General features: G+C 43.6%; 12 protein-coding genes, 1 other RNA gene and 2 pseudogenes. 6 read left to right on the forward strand and 9 right to left on the reverse strand.

What is annotated here, in order from left to right; translation table 11 throughout:
* Window positions 1-59: 59 nt before the first annotated feature.
* Together Q4Q50_RS20645 and ffs are read left to right on the forward strand one after the other, a co-directional pair.
* Window positions 60-428: a ComEA family DNA-binding protein gene (locus Q4Q50_RS20645; protein WP_259521917.1), complete on the forward strand. Its 369-nt coding sequence runs from the start codon at window positions 60-62 to the stop codon at window positions 426-428.
* 294 nt (window positions 429-722) lie between these two features.
* Window positions 723-820: signal recognition particle sRNA small type (gene ffs / locus Q4Q50_RS20650), an RNA gene on the forward strand.
* 219 nt (window positions 821-1039) lie between these two features.
* Here the strand turns inward: ffs and Q4Q50_RS20655 are convergent.
* From Q4Q50_RS20655 to dinG, 6 genes are read right to left on the reverse strand one after another with little or no spacing between them, the layout of a single operon-like run.
* Entirely contained in the window at window positions 1040-1330 is a 291-nt protein-coding gene (locus tag Q4Q50_RS20655; protein WP_028760452.1) for a late competence development ComFB family protein, read from the reverse strand.
* Between the two features lie 33 nt (window positions 1331-1363).
* Complete coding sequence (locus Q4Q50_RS20660) at window positions 1364-2272, reverse strand: histone deacetylase family protein (RefSeq protein ID WP_311900907.1); 909 nt, start codon at window positions 2270-2272, stop codon at window positions 1364-1366.
* A gap of 29 nt (window positions 2273-2301) precedes the next feature.
* Window positions 2302-3000 (reverse strand): DUF2057 domain-containing protein, encoded by a 699-nt coding sequence (locus tag Q4Q50_RS20665; protein ID WP_311900908.1) that lies wholly within the window; start codon window positions 2998-3000, stop codon window positions 2302-2304.
* A gap of 10 nt (window positions 3001-3010) precedes the next feature.
* Window positions 3011-3679 (reverse strand): primosomal replication protein, encoded by a 669-nt coding sequence (locus Q4Q50_RS20670; RefSeq protein ID WP_371830307.1) that lies wholly within the window; start codon window positions 3677-3679, stop codon window positions 3011-3013.
* A complete protein-coding gene (locus Q4Q50_RS20675) occupies window positions 3670-4443 on the reverse strand; it encodes a sulfite exporter TauE/SafE family protein (RefSeq protein ID WP_012196866.1) in 774 nt (257 codons plus the stop codon). The genes Q4Q50_RS20670 and Q4Q50_RS20675 overlap by 10 nt, the downstream gene beginning before the upstream one ends.
* A 9-nt stretch (window positions 4444-4452) precedes the next feature.
* Window positions 4453-6525 carry an ATP-dependent DNA helicase DinG gene (dinG, locus tag Q4Q50_RS20680; protein ID WP_011846477.1) on the reverse strand — a complete coding sequence of 691 codons (2073 nt, stop codon included), beginning with the start codon at window positions 6523-6525 and terminating at the stop codon, window positions 4453-4455.
* A gap of 120 nt (window positions 6526-6645) precedes the next feature.
* On the opposite strand from dinG, the gene Q4Q50_RS20685 reads away from it, so the two are divergent.
* The gene (locus Q4Q50_RS20685) at window positions 6646-9093 is read left to right on the forward strand and encodes a DNA polymerase II (protein WP_311900909.1); all 2448 of its coding nucleotides are present in this window, start codon (window positions 6646-6648) and stop codon (window positions 9091-9093) included.
* A 223-nt stretch (window positions 9094-9316) separates the two neighbouring features.
* Window positions 9317-10543, forward strand: coding sequence for a porin (locus Q4Q50_RS20690; RefSeq protein WP_311900910.1), 1227 nt, complete (start codon window positions 9317-9319; stop codon window positions 10541-10543).
* 76 nt (window positions 10544-10619) lie between these two features.
* Here the strand turns inward: Q4Q50_RS20690 and Q4Q50_RS20695 are convergent, their stop codons facing one another.
* Window positions 10620-11939, reverse strand: a complete 1320-nt coding sequence (locus Q4Q50_RS20695) for an IS4 family transposase (protein WP_311900911.1) — start codon at window positions 11937-11939, stop codon at window positions 10620-10622.
* A gap of 673 nt (window positions 11940-12612) precedes the next feature.
* Between Q4Q50_RS20695 and Q4Q50_RS20700 the strand changes: the two genes are divergently transcribed.
* Window positions 12613-15411 (forward strand): TonB-dependent receptor, encoded by a 2799-nt coding sequence (locus tag Q4Q50_RS20700; protein WP_063883133.1) that lies wholly within the window; start codon window positions 12613-12615, stop codon window positions 15409-15411.
* Window positions 15412-15622: 211 nt separating this feature from the next.
* Window positions 15623-15899, forward strand: a pseudogene (locus Q4Q50_RS20705) (IS30 family transposase); the annotation flags it as partial.
* Between the two features lie 211 nt (window positions 15900-16110).
* Here the strand turns inward: Q4Q50_RS20705 and Q4Q50_RS20710 are convergent.
* Window positions 16111-18735, reverse strand: a complete 2625-nt coding sequence (locus Q4Q50_RS20710) for a TonB-dependent receptor plug domain-containing protein (protein WP_311900912.1) — start codon at window positions 18733-18735, stop codon at window positions 16111-16113.
* Window positions 18736-19589: 854 nt separating this feature from the next.
* A pseudogene (locus Q4Q50_RS20715) lies at window positions 19590-19815 on the reverse strand (transposase); the annotation flags it as partial.

Consider the following 19815-nt stretch of genomic DNA (forward strand, 5'->3'; position numbering starts at 1 on the left):
TGATTTGAGGCCACGGAAGTAGGAAGAGAGGCCGCAATTCATGGAATAGAGGAAGAGTTATGAACATCACCAAATGTATACCCGCTATTATGAGCGCCATGGCATTAACGGCTTTTTTGGCAACGCCAGCAATCGCCGCAGACACCCCGACTAAAGCCGCCGCTAAAATGCAGACTCAGGCTAAAACTGAGGCGAGCGATATGGCATCGGATGCGAAGAAAGCCATGCCAGATGCTGCTCAAGTCAACATCAATACGGCTTCAGCAGAGCAGTTACAAGTGCTAAAAGGGATTGGTGCCGCTAAGGCGCAAGCGATTGTCGATTATCGCACCAAAAATGGTAAGTTCAATGCAATTGACGATTTAGCCAATGTCTCGGGTGTTGGGGCTAAGTTGATTGAGCAGAATCGTCATTTGATTAAGTTGTAATTATCTCAGGCGATGATTGAGTTGCATTATGTATTGAGTTTCACTCTTGTTGAATTTTTAATATGCCAAGTTTGACACAGTGAAACTCAGGGAAATGTCTATAAAAGTCTGCATTTGCAGGCTTTTATCATTTCAATCACTTCACTTGCTTATAGATTGTGCAGTTAGGCGGGATATTAAGAGATCTTGTCGATTAGCGCTTGATCCCATAGGAGGCATGGGGGATAATCCTCGGCGTTCAAGCAAGCGCTTTGGTTTATATCTTTCAAAGCAATGCTCGAAGTTATGGTGACCCTAGGGTCCCCCCGCAATGATAACTTGTGAACTCGGCCAGGCCCGGAAGGGAGCAACCGCAGCAAGCGACTCGTGTGCCGGGGTGTCGGCTCTAGGGGAACCTCCAATTCTGCAATACCTCTGTTTTATTCTCGTTTCACTTCTCTATATCTACTCAATTTATTTTATTCAATATAGTAGCTAACTGACTATTTCTGTTTTCTGCCGTTAATCATTTATAGCGTGAATACTTTATACGCAATGGGATAATCTATTGTTTGCCTCTTTCCTGCCACTGCAACGGCTAAAATACCCTCAAAAGTCAGACCTTAGCGAGATTAACGATTGGCTTCGGCTTCTTCCTGTAATCTTTTTTGCAGATTTTGTTTAAGGAAGGCGCGGGACTTTTCGAGTGCGGTCTGGATCTCACGCTTTAATTCTTGCAGCTCGTTATAGTCTTCAAAGAAGTAGGTATCGACGAGGTGGCGTATGTAGCGCACAGGCAGTTGATTTAAGGTCACACAACATAAGTCGGCGAGATAGTCTTCAGGAAGCTCGTCCATAAGTCCTTCATCTGACAATATTTCCATTAAAAGAACTTCGTAGTAATTACGGATTTCGAGTTGCATCGTTATGCTCCATGACGGTTTTCATTGAGTTTGCTACCACAAATGGTTTGCCGCAATAAAAAGTTGGCTGTGTCTTTGGCTTAATTGTAGTGCGTCTCTGCTATAGCCGCCGCCTATCACGGCTGCAATTGGAATATTTTCCGATTTTGCCATTGATAACACAGTTAAATCCCGTCTGAATAGCCCTTCTTGGCTGATATTGAGTAAACCGAGATCATCATTTTGATGGATATCGACCCCGGCATCATAAAGAATGAGATCTGGCTGGTGGATGCGGATGAGTAGGGCGAGTGTTTGCTCCACGGTTTCGAGATACAGATTGTCATCGCTGCGTTTGGTTAGCTCAATATCATGGTGGGAATGCTGCTTACGACTCGGGAAGTTCTCTTTGCAGTGAATCGAGCAACTGATTATCCCTTGATGTCGCTGGCTGAGTGTTGCACTGCCATCACCTTGATGCACATCGCAATCAAAAATCAGTACCTTGTGTACTTGCTGGCTCTCGATGGTATTTCTGGCCGCGAGGATAAGGTCGTTGAAAATACAATAGCCACTGCCAAAATCGTAATGGGCGTGATGATAGCCACCCGTTAGGTGCAGGCCAATACCTTGATTTATGGCCAATGAAGCTGTGAGAGTGGTGCCTGCTACAGAATGCAAGGTGCGCTCGACTAAGGCTTCACTCCATGGGAAACCAATCCGTCTAAGCGCCGCTGTTGGTAACGTGCCCGCGATAAACTGCTCTACGTACTCGCGTTGATGCACTTGCATTACATCCTGCGCTGTCATCGCCGTTGGCGTGTGGAACTGGGCTGGTGTGGCCAGCTGATTCTCGAGTAAGTACTGCCGTAAATTCGCGTACTTGGTCGTGGGAAATCTGTGATGAGGAGGAAGCGCCAGCTTGGAATAGCTGGCGTGATAAACCAGTGGGATCAGAGTCAATATTGACTAAACCTCGTTATCGCAAGTCGTTATAGCTGTGAAATTGCCCAGCTCATAAATTCTTTACGTGTTTTCTCATCCGCTTGTAACCACCAGTATTGCAACATTTGTTGTGGATTGGCAGCTGTTGCTTTAGAAGTGTCTACGGGAGTAGTGAGTGACGTCGCGCTAACGGTAGCCGATGTTGCCACGGGCACTGGTGCAACGGCAACCACTGCGCCAGCTGCGCCAGCTGCACCGGTTGCTGCCGCGGCAGTTCCCGAAACGTCAACGGCTTGATTACCACTGAAAAGGCGAGAGACAAAGCTTTCTTCTTCTAAATTGGTATTCACCACTTGGAAATTGACGTCGCCTTTGTCGCCACGGGTCAATTTGATTTGTGGGTTTTGCGCGTAAACTTTTGGCTTTTTAACGACTTTGCCTTCGGCGGCTTGGAGGTAATATTGATAGTCGCCATCAACGTCTAAGGTCACGATGAAAGGGGCTGATTTAACAAAGGTTTGGCTATCGCTAAAATCGTCTTCTACCATCTCATGGTAACGAATGGCGATTTTATGAGTGCCTGGTGTTAATTCTAAGCTGCTTTTATGATTGAACACGCTAGACTCGACTTTTTTACCATCGAGTGCAAGGTACTCAAATGACATCGGAATGTTGAGATCTGCGGCGAAGGCTGAAGCAGAACCGAGTAATACTAGCAGGCTGCTGATTGGCAAAAGTGATTTCAATTGTTACTCCTTAACGATTATTACTCTGATACGGACGTTCGAATATTTGAATGCGATCTTCTATATAACTAATAGCTTGCCTGCATTTTCCTAGACGACGATGCATCAAAAGGATGTCATTTTGCAATTTTATTTTGTCAGCACTATGACAGTTTTCAAGTTTTGATTCCATTTCTTCAATTTTTTGTTCAAATTTTTTCGCCCAATTCAGGTGTTTGTTCAATTCTTCATAGATCTCGTGACTATTTTGCATCACGTTATTGGCGATCCAATCGAAACCACTGGCTTGGTGAGACTGATTCTGACGCTGAGCAAAACGGGCGCGGCTACTGGCACGTTGCTGAGTCTTGGACTTAATGTCGATAGAGGTCGTCAGCAAGGCCCGTTTGACGGCGGTGAATCTGTCTTGGATCCGCTCACAGCTGAGGGCAATCGTCTGGGGGGCGAGCTTGAGCTTAATTTGTTTTTCGAGCTGTATAATGCTGCTACGAATTTGTTCAATACAGGGGCTGAGTTGGGCGCCGTGTTGGACAAACAGCGAATGATTAAAGCGCTCAGTTTCTTGCAGGAGTTTACGCTGCGGCGGCGCGAGTCGATTATCGTGCTGCAGTACTTCTTGCTCTAGGGCTTTGAGCTGATTTTTCAGCATCACCAGTAATTGTTGGGTGTTCACAACCATGCGCTCCATGCCAAATTTGCTGCAATCATTAGCACGATCAAAATAAACAGTGGACGAATAAAGGGCATGCCAAATTTAATCGCGCAGCGCGCGCCGATAAATGAGCCTAACATCATGCACAATCCCATCCACAAACCTATTTGCCACTCTACCTGCCCAAGCCAGCCAAAGATAGTCAATGCGGTCAAGTTGCTGGTGAAGGTCATTGCGCGGGCGAGGCCGCAACTGTGCAGTAAAGGCAGTTTATACAAAGAGCCGGATGTGACAGTCCAAAACGCGCCAATGCCAGGGCCGGCAAAACCATCATAAGTGCCTAAAGCAAGTCCCTGTAGCCATTGTTGCTTGGCGGGTGGTTTGCTGGTTGGGGCTTGGCAGTTAACATCTGATATCGCATTGGGGCTGATTAAACTGTAAATGGCGATGCCAATGATCAGCAGTGGCAGGACTTTTTCGAGCCATTGGGTATCGACTAAATAGACTAAGAAACTGCCCAATACGGCACCAATAAAGGTGGCAATAAAGGCCATGTACCAAAATGAGGGTTTAAAAAGGTGCTGACGATAATAGGTCCAAGCCGCCATTGAAGAGCCAAAACTGGCGGCTAACTTATTGGTACCTAATACGGTGTGCGGTGCTATGCCTAAGGTTAACAGCGCGGGGATCGACAATAGGCCACCGCCGCCAACAACGGCATCGATGAATCCAGCGATAAGACCTATGACTGCCAACAGGGCCCAATGACTGGGCTCGAGTAACAACTCCAAATTTTAATCCTACTCTATAACACGTCTAAAGGGCGGTAAGGCATCCAGTAAGGACTTGCCATAGCGTTTAGTGACTAACCGCCTATCTAAAATGGTCACTCGGCCATAATCTTGCTCTTTACGCAGTAATCTACCACAACTTTGAATAAGCTTACGTGAAGCATCTGGGATCGTCAGTTGTAAGAAGGGATTACCGCCTTTGACTTTGACATATTCTGCATGCGCTTGCTCAACGGGCGAGGTTGGCACGGCAAAGGGCAGTTTAGTGACGATCAAGTTAGTCAGATAATCACCGGGCAAGTCGAGACCTTCAGAGAAGCTGCCGGTGCCGAACAAGATACTTGGTTCGCCCTTATCGCATTTAGCTTTATGATTTTCTAATAATTGTTGCCGTGGCGCATTGCCTTGGATAAGTAGCTCAGTGGTGAGTTTACCTTCAAGTAATTCAACCACTTTTTCCATCTGCCAGTAGGAGGCGAATAGCACTAAGGTTGCCATTTCGCCTTCAATAAGGGTGATGATTTGTTCGGCAAGTTCAGCCGTATAGGCATCGTCCGTCGGCTCAGTGCGCATTTTGGGTAAATAAAGTGTCGCATTATTGGGGTAATCGAAGGGCGATTGTAAGGCTAAATAACGACTGCCATCGTTGAGTGATAACCCCACCTGATGTACGAAATGGTCGAAGTTATTGAGTGCGCGCAGCGTGGCGCTACATAAGACCACGCCCGCGGCCTTTTGCCACAGCATGGATTCCAGCATAAAGCCGACTTCGATAGGTGAAGCGCTAAATAGATAATCCACTTGTTTACCTGTGATAAGTTCAACCCAGCGCGCCATAGGTGCGCCTTTGTGCTTATCTTCCTTGGCCATCATCTTCCACAATTTTTGTAGATTCTCGAGCCTTTGCAGCATAAATCCGGTTTCGGCTAATAGTGCTTCGGATTGATGTTTAGGAATGTCGCCATCTTTAATCGCCTCTGCCAACAGTGACAGCATTTTATTAAACTGCTTGAGGGCAAGATTAGAGGTCACAGCAAGGTTTTCAGCCAGAATGAGTAATGAGTCCGGCAGTTTGCCGTGCTCAAAACGCAGACGGTTTTCAGGATTGGCAAAGTGCTTTGTCTGGGTATCGCAGTAGTGGGCCACTTGGTTGAGCTGGGCGATAAGATCGCCTAAGTGATCTTGCATCGCCTGCGCAGGAGCAATAATGTTGTTGCTCTTTATTTGGTTTTGTAACTTAGCGCAGGTTTTGCCAATTTTTTCGAGCCAGTCACAGGCGCCCCTCAGCGTGGCCTGTGCACTGGAGAAATCCCGCGCCACAATCGGTAAGTGATGTGCCTCGTCGATAACATAAAACACGTCTTCGGGATCGGGCAATATCACGCCGCCACCGAGCTCTAAGTCGGCGAATAACAAGCTGTGGTTGGCGATGAGTACATCCCAGGTATCGACATCTTCGCGGGCTTTATGGAACGGGCAATTTCTGTGGCTGGCGACTTGACGATGACAGCTGTGTTTGTCGCAGGCGATTTGTTGCCACAGGTGATCAGGCAGCGGTACGGCTAAGGTATCGATTTCGCCATTCCAGCGACCTTCGTTATAGTCTTTTAACAGGCCATGCATCATAGCTACTTGGCTGTTGTCAGGCTTAGTTTGCCACATGGCCATTTGTGTACTGTTGTCGTCACCGATGAGCATCGCCAGTTTCGATAGACACACATAACGTTGTCGACCTTTTACTAGGCCAAAGCGGAAATTTAAGCCGGATTGCTCAAGAAAAAAGGGTAAATCTTTATGCAGTAATTGTTCTTGCAAGGCGACGGTTGCGGTAGCTATACAGACCTTTTTCTTGCTCGCTAATGCCAGTGGAATGGTACCGAGGATGTAAGACAATGATTTACCGATCCCAGTGCCTGCTTCGACCACGATAATGCGTCTATCTTTGTCATAGTCGCCGGCGAGGGTCTTAGAGATTTCCGCCACCATATAGTTTTGTTCGCGGCGCGGCCTAAAATGAGGCAAGGCGGTAGCGATATCCTTATAGATGGCGCGGATCTGGGTTTTTACATTGTCAGGTAACATGCGTCACTACTTTATCGAATTAATGCTGTACATAATAACAGTGATTGCATAGCCTAAGAAACTTTTCTGCCATTTGGCGGCATTTAAATTGAGTAGCTATACGATTTGGGAACCCATGCGATGAAGCCAGAGGCAACAACGGCCGTTAGTGTACAAGGTCGAGTCTTAACACGCCATGCGATTCATCGTCATGGGAGTTTAGTGTTGCAGTATTATCTGGCTACCGCCCAAGGCCCTGTGCTGGTGGAAGTGCAAGGTACTGAACACATTTGTTTTTGCCATCAAACGGATGTGGCGGCTCTACAGTTACAAACGCCGGGTCAAGCATTGCGGTTTGTGCCATTAGCACTCAAAAGCTTTAAAGGCGGCGCTGTCAGTGGTGTTTATGCCAAATCGAGCAACAGCATGCGTACCTTACAGCGCATCGCTAAAGATGCCGACATCCCCTTATTTGAAGCCGATATTCGACCCGAACAGCGTTATTTAATCGAGCGGTTTGTGGCGCTGGATGTGGCATTTTTAGGGCATTTCTCTGCGACGAGTAACATACACGCGCCGACTAGCGACAGTCTTGAGGCTAACTCGCTGCCCGTGTTTATCGCCGAGCGGGCAAAGAGTATTGCTCCCTTGATGGCGGTGAATTTACGCTGTATTTCACTGGATTTTGAATGCAGCTTTGAGGGGTTACTCTATTCGGTTGCGCTATATGGTCAAGACAGTAGCCAAGCCGAGGGGCAAGGCAGCCTCAAGCAGACTTATGAAAAAGTGATCATGGTGGGCGAAGCTGAATCAAACGCCCCCGAGTATATTGAATGGGTGGTCGATGAAGCTGCACTTATTCATCGATTAATCGCGTGGTTCCATGAGTTTGATCCTGATTTTATTATCGGTTGGTCAGTGGTGAGTTTCGATCTCGCGCTATTGTCACGCCGTGCATTATTACACCGTATTCCACTCACCATTGGCCGCGGTGGCGCTATGCTCGATTGGAAGGTTGATAATAAATTTCGCCCAGAAACCTTAGTCTTACCGGGCCGTGTGGTACTCGATGGTATCGATTGGCTTAAGGCGGCTTTTTATCACTTTGAGCGTTTCTCGCTTGAATTTGTGTCGCGGCAATTATTAGGTGAAGGCAAGGCCATTCATAACGTCGATAATCGCGTTGAAGAAATTGACCAGCTGTTTAAGACCGATAAACAAGCCTTAGCGCATTACAATCTTACCGATAGCCGCCTAGTGTGGGATATTTTTACTCACACTCAATTGTGGGATTTTGCCCTCGCGCGTGCCGAACTGACAGGTTTAGAACTTGGGCGAGTAGGGGCTTCGGTGGCGGCGTTTAATCATTTGTATTTACCGCATTTACATCGAGCGGGTTATGTCGCTCCAGCAGAGCCTGCCAGTGATGGCATTGAAAGTCCTGGCGGCTACGTGATGGATTCTGTGCCGGGTCTTTATAAACACATCTTAGTGTTCGATTTTAAAAGTCTGTATCCCTCCATTATTCGCACCTTTTTGATCGATCCTAAGGGATTGATTGAAGGCTTGCAGTTGCCCGAGTCTGAATGTGTTGCGGGGTTTCTCGGTGGCCGTTTCAGTCGGCAACAGCCTATTTTACCTAAGCTTATCCAAACCTTATCTGAGCAGCGAGAAAAGGCCAAGCGTGAACATAATGCGCCGTTATCCCAAGCGATAAAAATTATCATGAACTCGCTGTATGGGGTTTTAGGTTCTCAAGGCTGCGTGTTCCACGATGCAAAGTTAGCAAGTTCGATCACGATGCGCGGCCATCAAATCATGAAACAAACCCGCGCATGGATAGAAGAGATGGGCTATCAAGTGATTTATGGCGATACGGATTCGACCTTTGTCAGGCTTGGCAGCGAGCCTGATCTCTCAGACATTAACGCCTTGGGTAACAGTCTGGCGCAGGATATCAATGCTAAGTGGCAGGCTAAGATCTGTGCTGATCACCAAGTTGAGAGTTTTCTCGAGTTACAGTTTGAACGGCATTACGAGCAGTTCTTTATGCCAACCTTAAGAGGCTCATTAGAAGGCAGTAAAAAGCGTTATGTTGGCGCGTGGCGCAATGCGAGCGATGAACTTGAGCTTATCTTTAAAGGTATGGAACAAGTGCGCAGTGATTGGAGTCCCTTAGCGCGCAAAGTCCAAGAGTCACTCTATGAGCGAATGTTTAACCAAAGGGATATCAGTGTTTATTTAGCCAGCGTGTTTGAAAAATTGCTTGATGGTCAGTTGGATAATGATTTGGTATTTCGTAAACGCATGCGGCGCAATATCGAAGATTACACGGCTAAATCTTCACCACATGTTAAAGTCGCCCGGCAACTATGCGACTTAACAGGTGATACCACTTTTGGCAAGCGTGGGGCGCAAATTGACTACCTGATTACTGTAAATGGACCGGAACCCTTACTGTACAGAACGTCACCAATTGATTACCAATACTACATTGATAAGCAAATTGGCCCTATTGCAGAGCCGGTATTTTCGATAATGAAACTAAACTACATGGATATTGCGTCAAAGCAGTTGCTGTTAATATAGTGTTTTTAATGTTCTTTGTGTGTTGCTATAGGTGGCGAATGTAGCGTTTTAACCTGTTTTGTAGAGGTTAACTGGTTTGTTTTTGTGATGTTAATCGACATATTCTTTAGGTTTCGCTTTGAGGGGATATTGAAAATTTGCTACCCTTTAAGTGGAAATTGTAAGGAAATATAACAACGGAATGACGTTGGCAAAACATAAACAAAAAAAGGTTAAGCACCAAATGAACAAGACGTTAGTAGCAACTGCGCTTGCAGCCATGTTTTTAGTACCATCAGTCTCGGCTATCGAGATCTATAAAGATAATAAAAATGCCGTAGAAATCGGTGGTTTTATTGATGCACGCGTGATCAACACTCAAGGGGAAACAGAGGTTGTTAACGGCGCATCTCGCATTAATTTTGGTTTTAATCGTGAGTTGACTGACGGTTGGAAAGCCTTTGCTAAATTAGAGTGGGGCGTAAACCCAGTGGGTAATAGCGATATTGTCTATAACAATCGCTTCGAATCTGTTCAAGAAGAGTTCTTCTATAACCGTTTAGGTTACGCAGGTCTGTCCCATGACACTTATGGAACACTGACTATCGGTAAGCAGTGGGGTGCTTGGTACGATGTCGTTTACAACACTAACTACGGTTTTGTGTGGGACGGCAACACTGCAGGTGTTTACACTTATAACAAAGATGACGGCGCGGTAAACGGCGTGGGTCGTGGTGATAAAACGGTCCAGTATCGCAATGCCTTTGGCGATGTTAGCTTCGCAGTTCAAGCGCAGTTGAAAAACAGTAGCTTCTATACTTGTGATCTTAGAAAATTAGATGGCGGAAAATATGAGCCAGAAGTAAGTCAGGAAGAATGTGCTGAACGTTGGGGAAATGGTGCTGATGATGCTCAGCAAGTCGAGTTTAACTATACATACGGCGCTGCACTAACATATAAAGCTACTGACATGTTGACGTTGACTGCCGGCGTTAACCGTGGTGAATTTGAAGTGAGCTATGGTAACGGCGAACAAACCACAGCGGTTGATCTTATCTACGGTGCAGGTATCACTTGGGGTAACTTCGATAATAATGGCTTATATGCTGCTGCAAACGTTAACAGACAAGAAAACCATGATACTGACAACATTGGTCGTTTGATCAAAGATGCCTATGGTATTGAAAGTTTAGTTTCTTACAAGTTTGACAATGGCCTACGTCCATTCATTTCTTACAACGTGCTTGATGCCGGTAAAGATTATGTTATCCAGCCAAACTTCAATGCCAAACCTACAGATGAGTTTAAGCGTCAGTTTGTCGTTGTCGGTTTGCACTTTGTGTGGGATCCAAACACAGTTCTGTACGTAGAAGCACGTAAAGATTACAGTGATTTTTCTGGGGAACATGAAGCCAGAATGGCACTTTCTGAATCTGACGGCGTTGCAATCGGTATCCGTTACACGCTCTAAGTTTCAGGTTCTTTGAAGTAAGAACCTTTTCAGATATTACCCAAAAAGCCAGTCAGCAATGACTAATGCCACTCGCTTAAGAGCGAGTGGCATTTTTACTTGGATATTTCACCGTTTTCTTTAGCACCACACGCGGGTAGCTGGGTCGTTTCCTCTTCGGAGGTAAAATCAACCTCTTGCCATTTTCCCTCAGTCGTTTTAAGTGCTGTGGGATCGCTCCTGGACTCCCTCTGTCGCTCCAACCAAACTCATCCTGGATTAAAAACAGGGCATTAATGAAACTTATCCTCTGTGGTTCAACTTTATGCTGCACTGCCATTGCGGCCATCTCTTGCCGAACAATATTGTAGGTCGTCAAGATACCCCATAATTCTTGATACACCCCATCCTTCTTCTTACTGCGCAGGACGGGTTTATTTTCCAGTTGATATTGCTTCAGCTCGCCATAACCCCTCTCTATCTCCCATCGCTGCCAATACACCTTGAGCAAATCGTTCACTGAATAAGTGTTGGGGCATAGACATGACGTGATAAACCCTTTGATATCACCTTTGGGTGACGGAATAAGGATAAGGCGAGCTTGCCAGCGCTCCCCCAGATAAGGCGCTTGCTGTTTAGCTTGGGGTGATACCGGCATCTCAACCAGATGGTCATACTCTGAGAATGACTCGATAATTCTATAGCGGGTCTTAGACTTTATCGGGGTTAACCAATGGGTGTTTGCACCGCTTCCTTGCCAGCTGATGAGCAATTCGGCAGACATAAACCCGCGGTCAAACAACGTGAGCGAATGCTCGGGAGCTGAGCCAACCAATTGCTGTGCATAGTGAATTTCACTGTGGGTAACAGGCCCAAAAGCCGCATCAGAAAGTAAGTGGCTGCGAGTAGGCATTAAGGTGACCGCCAGCACAGAGGGAAAAGAAGCCGTGCTTTGTGCAAAGCCAAAGTGATGTTTTTCTTCAGTGTTATGCGTCTTAAAATACGTCCCATCAACACTGAGCAATTTCAATCCAGCAATCTCATCAAATTCGCACTGTGTTTCCCACTGTGCAGCGGTTGTTTTGAACAAATAACGCATGGGCTCTGAACCCAACTTTTCTTTGGCTTTGATGATGCTACTGGTCGCCAGTGGCGGGAGCTCCCCCTTGGCGTCGGGAAACGCCAGTGAGAGCGTATCACAGACTTGCTGAATCGAGCGGTTACGCATCAAACCAATGCCTAGAACCAACCAAACCGCTTGCTCTGCAGGGGAACGGCGGGTTCGAAGCGATGCCCTGCCAGTTTGTTGCACAGCCTCAGTCACCCAATCCATGGGAACATGTTTGGCGAATACATCAATATCCTGCGATTGGCAAAATTCCGCAGTAACGAGTAGCTCTTTAGAAAATTCAGACATAAACAATCAGCCGCAACTTAGGTTGCGGCTGATTATGAAGCCCTTGAAAGATCGTTCAACTACTTAAAACGATCGGCATTAGTCAGCAATGACTGGCTTTTTATTGAAAAAATGACCCGTCCCGAATAGCGTTGACACGTTTCAAACTCATTTTGGAGAGTATATTTATTGGTACAGCAAATCTTTAGTCCTTGTGCAACATTTAAATTTTTCATAATCCTTCGGCAAAAATCAGTGTTCACTTTAAAAGTTCTGTAAGCCGCAAAGGAGCGTTTTGAAGTTTTTTCGCTCTCAAATATTTGATTTAATTTAATTATTAATTTTTCTTGTATCAAGACTTTATGATTTTTTCTCCTTCGCTGTATAGAGCATGACAGCCTATGCAAGTGCTAAACTTATGGTTAGGAAGGCATTTTGTTTCAGAGAAAATTAAGCATTAAGACTTACTGTTGCATTTGTTGTTTTTTTTGCTTAACCATTAACGATGTTTAAGTTATTGTTTTTATTGTTTTTATTGTTTTTTGCGATTATCTTGGTGTAATACTTTTGTTTTATTTTTGTTGATACTTTCTTGGGTGTGTGTTTCTATTGTTGCAACTTGTTTAGCTGTGGTCTTTTTGTGCCTCAGAAACAGTTTAAAAATAAAAACAACTAGTACATCGGGAGATAGTCAATGCATAAAAACAATTTTTTAGCAAACTCAGTACGTTTGGCTCTTGTTGGTGGAGTTGCTGCGTTAGCATTTACATCAGTAGCTGCTATTGCCGCGGAAGCTCAGGGCGAGAAGATCGAGCGTATTGAAGTTACTGGTTCAAGTATTAAGCGCACGGATATGGAAGGCTCACTTCCGATCACTGTAATTTCAAGAGAGGATATTGATAGAACTGGCCTGACTAGTGCTGGTGATTTAGTCCAATCTTTACCATCAATGCAAGGATTTACAACTGACGCAGATTCAGTTGGTGGTGGTGGTGGTGGTGTAAAATCTGCTTCTTTACGTGGTTTGGGTTCAAGTTACACACTCGTCTTAATGAATGGACGCAGAATGGCGCCCCGCGGTTCAGGCTCAACAATTGATTTGAATAGTATTCCTCTTGCGGCAATTGAGCGTGTAGAGGTATTAACTGATGGTGCTTCTGCATTGTACGGTTCAGATGCTATTGCGGGTGTTGTTAACTTCATTACCAAAAAAGATCTTCAAGGTTTCAACGTAGCAGCGCGTTACAACAAACCACAGGAATCGGGAGGTACAAGCAGTAATCTTTCATTCACTGGTGGCTTTGGTGATTATGAAAAAGATGGTTTTAACATTTTATTTTCTGTTGGACATGACGAGCAAGAGCAACTAAAAGCAACGGATCGTGATTTTGCTAAAACTGGGATTATTAACTTTAATCGTAATAATCAAGAGTATTATTACGTTAAGGGATCTCCGAATGCTATTCCTGGTAACGCCAGAGTCACTTATATGGAGAATGGTGAAAAGAAGACCACTGTTTTCAACCCATATTTGAAGACAAATGGCAATTGTGCGCCTGACAATTTCCAAGTTGTGGACTCATGTCAATTTGACTACACTACAACAGTTGAAATTTTGCCAGAAAGTTCACGTGACTCTGTTATTCTAGGTGCCGATTTTGCTTTAACCGATGACATTAAGCTTTTTGCAAATATGATGTATTCTGATTTTTCTCAAACTACTCGTATTGCACCCAATGCAACAGGCTTCTTTACCATACCAACTGATTCGCCGTTAGTTGATCAATGGATTATTCCAAATTTGAATCCAGCCCAGCAAGATAATTTAGTTAAGGTGGATGCACAGTGGCGAGCATTACCACTTGGCGGACGTGCTACTGAATGGAATACAAAGTCTACGCACATAGTGACGGGCATTGAGGGACTTGCGGGCGAGATTGATTATTCCGCTGCTTTTACATACTCTAAAAATGATACTGATGAGAATGTGGCCGGTGGATATCCTCTTTTCGACGATTTCATGGCCTTAATGGCTACAGGTAAAGTAGATATTTTTGCAACGCCAGATCAAATTAGCCAAGAAGGCAAAGATCTGTTGAGTCAGACGCAATTTAATGGCAACTGGAGTAATGATACAACTGAAGTCAAAGCGTTTGATGCTAAAGCCTCTATGCCTATTTTTGAAACATCCGCAGGTACTGCATATTTAGGTACGGGTGCTGAGTTCCGTAATACTCATTATGTGTCTTCAATAGCAGAAGCAAATAAGCAAGATTTGTTATTGGGTTCTAATACTGGCACGGAATATGATTTAGCGCGTGACAGCTACGGTGCATTCGTTGAGTTAATTGTTCCAGTTATTACGGACTTAGAACTTACAGGCTCGCTGCGCTATGATAATGTTGGCGCTATCACTAATGATTTTGCTTATGATGACGCAGGAGTTGCCATTCCAGGTTCAAGTACAGTAAATGATTCTGAAAGTGCTGTTACTTATAAAATATCTTTACGTTATCAGGCAACAGAAGATCTATTATTAAGAGCTTCAACTGGAACCGGTTTCAAAGTTCCTTCAATGCTGTCAATTGCTAACCCTAGAGTTGATTATGGTGTAACAAGTGGTTCGTATGAAGTATGTCCTTTTGCAGGCACTTCTGATCCTCTAGCACCACTATGCCCTACAAGTTCACAGCAGTATGAAGCCTTTAGCGAAGGTAATGCTAAGTTAAAACCTGAGACATCTAAACAGTATTCTCTTGGTTTTGTATATGCTCCTGATTCCGATTTCAGTTTTTCATTAGATTACTGGAATATTGAATTAAGTGACATGGTCGCTAGTGTGACTGAATCTCAAATAATGGCAGATCCTACTCGTTATAGAGATTTGTTTACAACTAAGTTAAACAAAGGAACTGGCGAAGAAGAAATTGCAATTGTTTACTCTGATCTTAACGTCGGCAAATCCAAAAATGCAGGATATGACTGGAATTTGACGTTAGGACATGATCTTTCATTTGGTCGTTTAAATAACACATTGTCAGGAACTTATATTACTAATAGTGAGTATACTCGTCCAGGAACAGACAATGATTGGATTTCTAGCTTAGGTAAATTTGGCGATGATGACGCAGTTGTCTTCCGCACTACAGCACAGTTAGTTAGCACTCTGAAAACTGGCGATTTTGATAACTCAGTTACAATTCGTTATCGTTCAGGTTATGCAGACCAAGAGAACAACGTTCGTGTGGGAAGTATCTCCGGTAGTAACAAATTGATCCAGTTAGCGGTACCATCTTATACAACTGTTAACTTCCAGTCTCAATACACTATTATTGATGATTTAAAGCTATCAGTTGGTATTAATAATTTGTTTGACGTCGCTCCACCATTATCCTTACGTGCAAGTGGTGCTGGTCACCAAGTTGGCTATGACCCAAGATATACTGATTCCTTAGGACGTACTTTCTATGCTTCAATAGATTACAAGTTCTAGAAAAATAAATTTAAAAATATTTTAAAAAATAAAATGACAAATCCAAGTTAATGGGTTTGTCATTTTTTTTGCTCGTAATTTAAATATTCAGGTAAAGCATCTTGTAACTGAGATTGACAATCCAGAATTCAGTTAATAACTGCGACACACAAATTGAGGTGTAGAAGAAGCCAACTGCTGGAAAGTGGTACCCTTTATCTCGCCAAAGTCCATGTTAACGATAACCGCGGATAATGGTCGAGAGTTTGCTAACCATGAAGAGATAGCAAACTCACTGGATACTAAGGTGTATTTTGCGCATTATTATCGTTCATGTGAACGAGGCGCAAATGAAAATGCCAACGGTTTACTGAGACAGTATATCAAAAAAAAAGGGGGTAAGGCTGGTGAGTAATGAATTAATCGAATTTACTCAGAGCTGGATTAACTATCGACCTAAGAAATGTTTGAAGTTTAAGCCAGCGGTAGTGTTTAACAAATTAGCTTAATTAGCTAGTTTCGCACTTCGGAGTTTTTACTATCCTAGTTTATGCGTCTAAAAAAATGATTGAAATTTTGAGAGTTGAAAAATACCAGAACTTTATTTACTTACGCTCGGATTGATTTTATTGCAACTGGAATGTAATTAAATTGATAAAAAAATAAGCCCTAAAAATTAGGGCTTATTAAAGAACTCAAAATTTGAACTTCGAACTGATATTAGAACGAATGGCTCAATGATAAGTACATGTAACGACCCATATTGTCATACAGAGCTTGATCATAGAAAGGCCAACCGCCACCAGCTTCTTCTGAGTACACCGGTGCTTCGTCAAACACGTTACGTAAACCAACTGTTAACTTTGTTCCAGTTGGCAAGAAGTAGAAAGCTTGAAGATCGATCTGAGTATAAGAGTCAGCAGTTACAATTGTGCTTGGATCTTGAGAATTACAAGTTCCTGTTAGCTTACCAGCTGGGTTATCTGTAGTTTCACCTATATATCTAGCATTCGCACTTACACCGTAATCGCTGGTTTCCCAACTAGCGCGCAGGTTTTGACGCCATTCTGGTTCACTAGTCGTTCCTGCATCATCACAAAGAGGTTGAGTGGCAGAAGACTGACGCAAATGCTCAATTAAATAAGAACTTTTCAGACCTAGGCTCATAGTACCGCCAGCTAAGTCAAAATTATAACCAATATCGAAGTCAATACCGCGACCTTTTTCAGAGCTTAGGTTCTGTAAGTTGGTTGCAACATATGCATCAGGATGGTACAAATTTCCACCTACACGATGCACTAACTGTGGGTATTTGTCTTCGTTGTTAATGATTTCTTGAACACCAAGTGAGCCGATTTTTCCATCAACTTCAATATTCCAGTAATCTGTCGTAATACTTAACCCTTCAATAGCTTCCCAAGAGAAACCGAAGTTGTAAGAAGTCGACTCCTCAGGTTTTAAATCTTTATTACCACCGCTTTTAGATTGAAGTTCACGTTTACTACAGCCATTTACTGGATCTGCTTGACAAGCTTTAGTATCAATAGCACTTGTCACACCAAAGCTCTCGCCTAAGAAAAGTTGACCTAAAGCTGGGGCTTTGAAGCCTGTTGCGTGAGATGCTCGAAGCAGCAAGCTATCCACTGGGCGCCATGATGCGGCCAACTTGTAGGTTGTTTTACTGCCGAGATCAGAAACAGAAGTTGTGATATCGTCATAACGTAGAGCACCTGAAAGCTCTAACGATTCAATTGGAGTAAACGCAAGTTCTGCATATGCAGCTTTCATTTCGCGGTCACCGATACCATAAGATGCAGCACCACCAGCAACATCAGCCGTAATTTGAGCTATATCAGTATAATCGTAATAGGTTTCTTTACGGGTTTCATAACCTACTGCATAACCTAAGCCTTCCATCACTTCGAAGTCACCATTCATACCAATGTTGGCAATCTCTTCAGTTAATGCCGCCTGACGATGAGTCGGGATTGAAATCCAATATTTTTTGCCATTCGCTGCAGTATGTGGTTCTGTGGTCCATAGTTCAGCAGGGTTCAATTCTGTTAGCTTAATTAGACCTGCAGCAACCGCATCTGAAAGACCTTTCTTTGAAATTTGGCCATTAAGACCCATTTGATTCTGATTCACCCAGCTTTTTGCATAATAACCAGAAACCGTATGGCTGTCATTTAGACGATAATCTAATCCAAAAGCTAAGTTTGTTGCTGTGTTAACGCCATCACGTGAGCGTGGTCCAGCGTCAACTGTTCGACGATAAATAAGCATATCTCGACCGAAAGTATTTTCTGGTGATGATGCTGGCACTTCGAATAAACCAGGCGCCGCACCGTTGCGCACTTCTGTTTTAGCGCGAGAGTAACGAGCTTCAAAGAAACCGCTCAAATTATCTGAAAACTCCTGATGATGAGATGCAAATAAGTTGAAACGTTCTGATTTAGGAACCGCTTGATATAATGGCGCAACATCATACGCACACTCGAAGCCTGCCTCAGTTACTGTAGTTGGACGTTTACTCGATTCAGGACAATCAGCTACAGGATAAGCAGTAGAAAAATCTTCTTCTAACCACGTACCAGGGAAGCCTGCAGGAGAGCGGCCATCAGCACCAGTTGGGCTAACTGCTGAATTAATCAAAGGACGATTTACTGCTTCCACAACTTCTTGCTTGAAATAGTCAAAAGCAACTAGAGTACTGTGTTTTTCACCTGTACTGCCAGCAACTAACTCATAAGAGGTGCGCTCGCCATCACTGTGTTCAAGGTTTTGTCCATACTGAGCTTTAACAGACAAGCCATCAAAATCTTTCTTAGTGATAATGTTAATAACACCCGAAATCGCATCTGCACCGTAAATAGCCGATGCACCATCAGCCAAAAATTCAATACGCTCAACCGCAGCCATTGGAATGTTATTCAAGTCAGTTGCGGCTGAACCTCCCACCGGAGACCCTGGCAAACGGCGACCATTTAGTAAAAATACGGTATAGTCATCACCAAAACCACGAGCATCGAAGTTTGCAGTTCCTGCACCTTGAGCTAGAGTCGCATTTTCTGAGGTTAAGCCAGGGCCTGCGAAATTTGATTGAAATAAGAAGTCTGCAACAGTTTGTGTTCCGGTTGCTTCAATAAACGCTTTGTCAAAAACTTGAACTGGACTTGGACCTTCCATATCAACACGTTTAATACGTGAACCTGTAACTTCAATACGTTCAACTTTGTTTGCACCATCTTCTTCAGCTGCAAGTGCAGTTGTAGAACTAAGTGCTGCAACTGTGGCACCGCCAATCAGTGCTAAGCGCACAGATTTAGCTAATAAGCTATTCATAAGCATTGTCTATCTCCCTGGACATATGATTTTTTTTCTTAATTTCTTTCAAGTCGTTTGAACAAGAAAGTTATCTTTGTCTGTGATTCGAAAACTATTTAGTTTCCTAAATCTCCGTCTGAGATCTAGGAAAAATATAGACTCCTGGATCACTCTTCCAGCGCAATACAATCATATTGCAAACAGTTAATCAACATTTTAAACCAAAATTATAACAGGTGTTGCACTCTGGAATCAGTAAAGAAACTAAGAGGAATACAGCTGTAGACTGTGTTTCGGGGCTCTTTCTTCAAAGTCGATGCTACAAAAGTTTAGTCTTTAACTCTAAGGTTAAAATGGTGGGTAGTAAGTCTTAAGTATTATTTTTTAGAGTTATTTCGTTTAATTCAGTTGTTGTGATGGTGTTTGTTTTAAAAGTGGCAGTATCAATTAAAACTAAACAATCATTCATTGGATAGTAATCAACTGGATAAAGTTTTGCGCTGAAGGGTAAGTGTTACGAACGTCATTTAAAATCAAATATAAAAGTGTTTTTGAACTGTTCATTTAGATATTTTCAAATGATACTCATTATGTACATTTATTCTATGTTAGCTTTATAAAGTAAATATTATCTTAAAACAGCGACTAAGTGGCTGGTATTAGCTTCCCTAGGAGGCATCATGTAATCGCAGATTTGTATAGATACTCACCAATGCTAATTTAGTACAAATGCTCTATGTGAGAGTGGACTTTTTTAAAGTTCATATGAATTTTTCAGGAAAGATGAAGAGTGGTTTTGCTTTCATGTCTGCAGAGAATTAATGTGTAACAATTGCGTTGACCCGAATTCAACTCCGAAGTGCGACACTCGCCTTCGCTTTCATATTCTTACGCACGTTTGTCACCAGTGTGACGCCTTTCTCCAGCAATTCAGTGGACAGTGCTTTACTGATATACCCTTTATCTGCATAGAGTTTATTTATATCACGTGCACCATCTCGTTCACCGGTTTCGTGTCATGTACATTCGCTGGGGTGACTTTGGCCGCCACTATTCCGCCTTGATGATCCACAATCAAATGCAGCTTAAAACCATAGA

The organism is Shewanella scandinavica (assembly GCF_031932065.1).
GTDB lineage: Bacteria > Pseudomonadota > Gammaproteobacteria > Enterobacterales > Shewanellaceae > Shewanella > Shewanella baltica.

Coding starts and splice junctions, on each gene's coding strand:
- Q4Q50_RS20645 (WP_259521917.1), top strand. CDS start 60: ATGAACATCACCAAATGTATACCCGCTATTATGAGCGCCATGGCATTA.
- Q4Q50_RS20655 (WP_028760452.1), bottom strand. CDS start 1,330: ATGCAACTCGAAATCCGTAATTACTACGAAGTTCTTTTAATGGAAATA.
- Q4Q50_RS20670 (WP_371830307.1), bottom strand. CDS start 3,679: ATGGTTGTGAACACCCAACAATTACTGGTGATGCTGAAAAATCAGCTC.
- dinG (WP_011846477.1), bottom strand. CDS start 6,525: ATGTTACCTGACAATGTAAAAACCCAGATCCGCGCCATCTATAAGGAT.
- Q4Q50_RS20685 (WP_311900909.1), top strand. CDS start 6,646: ATGAAGCCAGAGGCAACAACGGCCGTTAGTGTACAAGGTCGAGTCTTA.
- Q4Q50_RS20690 (WP_311900910.1), top strand. CDS start 9,317: ATGAACAAGACGTTAGTAGCAACTGCGCTTGCAGCCATGTTTTTAGTA.
- Q4Q50_RS20695 (WP_311900911.1), bottom strand. CDS start 11,939: ATGTCTGAATTTTCTAAAGAGCTACTCGTTACTGCGGAATTTTGCCAA.
- Q4Q50_RS20700 (WP_063883133.1), top strand. CDS start 12,613: ATGCATAAAAACAATTTTTTAGCAAACTCAGTACGTTTGGCTCTTGTT.
- Q4Q50_RS20710 (WP_311900912.1), bottom strand. CDS start 18,735: ATGAATAGCTTATTAGCTAAATCTGTGCGCTTAGCACTGATTGGCGGT.